Genomic DNA, 4,479 nt, shown 5'->3' with positions numbered 1-4,479 from the left:
CGCCGACGGTCACCACGAGTGAGCTTCCCGCCTTCAGACACCGCTGCCTCCCGATAGTGATGGCCCGACCCGAACCCGAACCAACACCAAGGAGCACCCCGATGACCGAGCCCAGATCAACCGCTACCGGCACTTACTAGGTCCGGGGTCGCGCCCGAGCGGACGCCTCCCCTCGTGATCGCGACCCCGTCCTTCAGGAGGAGGCCGGCCGCCCGGCCATCCTCGCGTAGGTCGCGGCGCAGGCCCACGAGAGCGCTGCGACGACGAGGAACGCCAGGTAGACGCCGTGGTAGCCGATCTCGACGGCGAGGGCGGCGGCTCCGGCCGGGGCGACCAGCCCGGCGACGCCCCACCCGGTGAAGACCAGCCCGTAGGTGGTGCCGAACCGCTCGACCGGGACCACGTCGGCGGTGGCTGCCGGGGTGAGCGTCGAGAGTGCCCCGTACTGGGTGCCGAGCAGGAACAGCGCGACCAGGGCGGGCGCGCCGCTCGTGCCGGCGGCCAGCGGGATGCAGGCGACGAGCAGCAGCGCCGAGTTGCCGTGCAGGGCGGCGCGCCGCCCGACCCGGTCCGACAGCGGGCCCGCGACGAGCCGCCCCACGAAGTTGCCCACGTTGAGCAGCGCCACCGCGAGCGCCACGGCCCCGGGGACGCCGGCCAGGGAGCCCGCCTGGGCGAACGCGGCGAGCGTCGGGGCACTGCCGAGACCGAATGCCGCCCAGAGCGCGACGACGGGAGCCCCGGGGCGAGTTCGCCGGTGGGCCGGTGCCGTGGGAGGGCCCCGGGTCGGTCGTGCCCCGGGGACCAGCGCGGCGGCGACGGCCAGGACCACCCCGAGCGCGCCGGCGAGGACGACGAAGGTCCACCCGCGGCCGACCGACGCCAGCAGCGCCGACGCGACGGGGGCCAGGGCGGCGGTGCCGACGGCGTAGGCGCTGACCACGATGCCGAGCGCGAGGCCTCGTCGGGACCCGACCGTGCCGGCGACCCGGACGGCGGTGGCGTACCCGAGTCCGCTGGAGCCGCCGAGGAAGCCCCCGAAGGCCACGAACACGACGGCGACCGACGTCGCGGCGGCGCTGCCGAGCAGCCCGACGACCGTGCCGGCCAGAGCGACGAGCGCGAGCCGGCGCGGCGACGTCGCGTCGGCGACACGACCACCGACGAGAACGCCGAGCATGAAGGCGACCAGACCGACCGAGAAGACGGCGGCCAGCACGGCATCACCGACCCCGAGCTCCCGGCGCAGGTGGTCGGTGAAGACGTCCCAGGCGAACAGCGGGCTGAGCGCCAGGTCCAGCAGCACCGCGCCGGTGAGCGCACGCCCGGTCCTGATCGTCGCTGCTCCGGCCCCGCCCACGGGTCACACGATGCGCGTCGGGGCGAGCTCGGTCAGCAGTTCCCGGACACGACGGTCGATGTCGTCGCGGATGGGACGCACCGCCTCGGCGCTCCGGCCGGCAGGATCGGTGCCCGGCCAGTCGAGGTAGCGCCTCCCCGGGAACACGGGCAACGCGTCCCCGGGTCGTCCGGGGCGGCGGGCACGAGCACGGCGGCGACCTGGGTGAGCAGGTCGGGCCGGCCGAGAGCGGTTCCCGCGCCAGCGGGGAGCAGCACCCCGCGACCTGGCCGTCCTGGTTCGACACCACACCGTGGCACGTTGACAGCGCGTCGTCGTTGCGAGGACAGTCCGTGCGCATCGTGGACCGACACCGGGTCGGCAGCGGACGGAGATGGTCGCCGTGTCGACCCTGGACCCCCTGGTCGCCCACCTGCGGCGGGTCGGCCACGAGCTCGGCACCCGCACGTGCGTGCGGGACCGCGGCGCCGCCCTGGACACCATCGTCTCGACCGCGCTGGTCCTGGTGCCGAACGCCGACGCCGCGGGGCTGACCCTGGTCGACTGCTACCTCCCGACGGCGAACGCCGCGCCGGCCTCGGTCGTCGCGCTCGACGCGCTGCAGGGCGGGTGCGGCGAGGGACCGGCCGCGACGGCCCTCACCGACCCCCCGGCCGACGGCACCGTGCTCGCCGAGGACTTCGCCGGGCCGGACGGCGATCGGTGGCCGCGGTTCGCCCCTCATGTCCTCGAGGCGGGGTACCGATCGATGATCTCGGTGCTGCTCGAGGTCGAGGGCGCGCCACGGGGCACCGTGAACCTCTACGGCGTGGCGCCCCACGCCTTCGACGCCCGGGCCCGTCGCGTGGCGGGTCTGTTCGCGATCACGGCGAGCATGGTGCTGCTGGGTGTCGAGCAGGTCGCGCTGCTGGAACGGGCCGTGGCCAGTCGGGACGTGATCGGCCGGGCCAAGGGCGTGCTGATGGAGCGCTTCTGGCTCGACGAGGACGCGGCGTACGCCAAGCTGGTCGATGCCTCCCAGCACACGAACGTGAAGCTCGTCGACGTCGCCCGATGGCTCGACCGGGAGTTCCGCGCCGGTGGTGGCCGCCACGCCGCCTTCGTCGACGAGCCGTGTCTCTGAGGCGCCCGAGTCGACGTCTGCCCGACGCCGTCACGACCGCTGGATCGTGCGGCTCCTCCCCCGGAACTCCGCGATCACCTGGTCGTCGACCGGCCGCCGAACCGTGACGTCGTAGACGCCGCTGCGGCCGTGGCGGGTGCGCTCGGTCGCCTCCGCCTCGAGCACGTCGTTCTCCCGGGCCGACGTCACGAACACGACGTCGGCGCCGGCCGCGACGGTCACCGGCCCGGGGCTGTTGCAGGCACAGGCGAACGCGGAGTCGGCCAGCATGAACAGGTAGCCGCCGTGGCACATGCCGTGCCCGTTGACCATGTCCGAGGTGACGGTCATGGTCAGCCGGGCGTTGCCGTCGGCCGCGGCGTGCAGCTCCATGCCCAGCTTGCGCGAGGCCGCGTCGTCGTCCCACATCCGCCGGACCGACGCGACGATCTGGTCACCCATCCTGCTTCGCCACCAGGGTCAGCACGTCGTAACGGGCCACGGAGCTCCCGTCCTGGTTGGTGACGTCGGCGTCCCAGCGGACCTCGCCGTAGGCGGCGGTGTCGGGCGGGGTGATCTGCTTGGCGGTCAGCGTGATCGTCAGCGCGTCCCCGAACTTCACCGGGGTGAGGAAGCGCAGGTCGTCGACGCCGAAGTCGGCGAGCACCGGCCCGGGCGCGGGGTCGACGAAGAGCCCGGCCGCGAACGACACGACGAGGTAGCCGTGGGCGACCCGCTCGCCGAAGAAGGGGTTCAACGCCGCCGCCGCCGCGTCCATGTGCGCGGAGAAGGTGTCGCCGGTGAATTCGGCGAAGTGCTCCACGTCCTCCTGGTTCACCGTGCGGGGCCCGCCGACGACGGTGTCGCCGAGGCGCAGCTCCTCGAGGTGCTTGCGGAACGGGTGCACGTCGGTGGTCGTGCGCGCCGAGCCCGGCACCCAACGGCCGGTGATCGCGGTGAGCATCTCCGGCGAGCCCTGGACCGCGGTGCGCTGCATGTGGTGCTTGATCCCGAGCAGACCGCCCATCTCCTCGCCCCCGCCGGCCCGGCCCGGGCCGCCGTGGACGAGCTGGGGCATCGGCGAGCCGTGCCCCGTGGAGGTCTTCGCGTCGGCCTGGTCGAGCACGACGCCGGGTCGACGGCCACCCCGGCCCCCACCAGCCGGGTCTCGACCGGGTGGGCGAGGAACAGCTCCTCGACGAACGGCCACACCGCGTCCAGGCCGGCCTGCGCGCGGACGTGGGACAGCTCGGTGCCGTCGCCCAGGCGCACGACCCAGCCGGCCGCGTACTCCCGCTGGTGTAGGAGGAGACCCCATCGTGGTGGTGTCGGTGCGGCGGTTGCCGTAGAGCCGGTGACCATCTCGAGCGGGCCGCAGAGCCACCAGTGGTCGACCTGCGGGGCCGGGACCTGCTGGGCGAGCTCGGGATCGGGCGCGAGCACCGCGAGGAGCTCTACGAGGTCTCCGCCCGCGCCGGCGCGACCCTGGGCGACTCGAAGTTCGACGTCGACGGCCTGCAAGGGCGGGGGGTGTGCGGCACCTGCCGCGCGAAGGTCGTCTCAGGACGAACCCGGCCTCGATCTCCTCGGGCTCCAGGGCGAGGTTGCGCTTCAGGTCGACGCACGCCCCCGCGGCAGCCGGTGCGCCACGAGGACGTGGATCCGGACGCCGGAGGGGCGGAGCGCACCTTCTGCGCGGCGTCGAGCACGAACTGGTCGCGCGGCAGCGTCGTTTGGGGGAGTCGCCGTCGGCCGGGCCGAACATCATCAGCGAGGGCCACCACCAGCGGTAGACCGCGTCCTGCACCATCCCCCGCTGCGCGTCGGTGCCCGCCATCAGCGTCATGAGCAGCTCGAAGCCCTGGCGCTGGTGGAAGGACTCCTCCTTGCAGATCCGCACCATCGCGCGGGCACAGGGGCACCTGGTTGCAGATCGCGGCGCCGTCGACGAGCCAGCCGATGACGCCGATGTCGGCGAACGTCAGCGTCGGGTAGTTGAAGATCGACGAGTACTTCT

At 73.7% G+C, this 4,479-nt stretch carries 3 protein-coding genes and 4 pseudogenes; 1 reads left to right on the top strand and 6 read right to left on the bottom strand.

Annotation, left to right across the window (positions count from 1 at the left end):
* Nucleotides 1-193: 193 nt before the first annotated feature.
* The gene (locus VGH76_RS14230) at nucleotides 194-1,360 is read right to left on the bottom strand and encodes an MFS transporter (RefSeq protein ID WP_331557335.1); all 1,167 of its coding nucleotides are present in this window, start codon (nucleotides 1,358-1,360) and stop codon (nucleotides 194-196) included.
* Nucleotides 1,361-1,363: 3 nt separating this feature from the next.
* A pseudogene (locus tag VGH76_RS14225) lies at nucleotides 1,364-1,522 on the bottom strand (arsenate reductase ArsC); the annotation flags it as partial.
* Nucleotides 1,523-1,742: 220 nt separating this feature from the next.
* On the opposite strand from VGH76_RS14225, the gene VGH76_RS14220 reads away from it, so the two are divergent.
* A complete protein-coding gene (locus tag VGH76_RS14220) occupies nucleotides 1,743-2,483 on the top strand; it encodes a GAF and ANTAR domain-containing protein (protein ID WP_331557334.1) in 741 nt (246 codons plus the stop codon).
* A gap of 30 nt (nucleotides 2,484-2,513) precedes the next feature.
* Here the strand turns inward: VGH76_RS14220 and paaI are convergent, their stop codons facing one another.
* From paaI to VGH76_RS14200, 4 genes and pseudogenes are all read right to left on the bottom strand, one after another.
* Entirely contained in the window at nucleotides 2,514-2,891 is a 378-nt protein-coding gene (paaI, locus tag VGH76_RS14215) for a hydroxyphenylacetyl-CoA thioesterase PaaI (RefSeq protein WP_331557336.1), read from the bottom strand.
* A gap of 25 nt (nucleotides 2,892-2,916) precedes the next feature.
* Nucleotides 2,917-3,591, bottom strand: a pseudogene (locus VGH76_RS14210) (MaoC/PaaZ C-terminal domain-containing protein); the annotation flags it as partial.
* A gap of 56 nt (nucleotides 3,592-3,647) precedes the next feature.
* Nucleotides 3,648-3,824: pseudogene (locus VGH76_RS14205) on the bottom strand (Phenylacetic acid catabolic protein); the annotation flags it as partial.
* A 373-nt stretch (nucleotides 3,825-4,197) separates the two neighbouring features.
* Nucleotides 4,198-4,479 (bottom strand): annotated as a pseudogene (locus VGH76_RS14200) (Phenylacetic acid catabolic protein); the annotation flags it as partial.

Origin of the sequence: Actinomycetospora sp. (genome assembly GCF_036497585.1) — a bacterium.
In the GTDB taxonomy this organism is placed as follows: domain Bacteria; phylum Actinomycetota; class Actinomycetes; order Mycobacteriales; family Pseudonocardiaceae; genus Actinomycetospora.
This window is presented reverse-complemented; position numbering and strand designations above follow the sequence as displayed.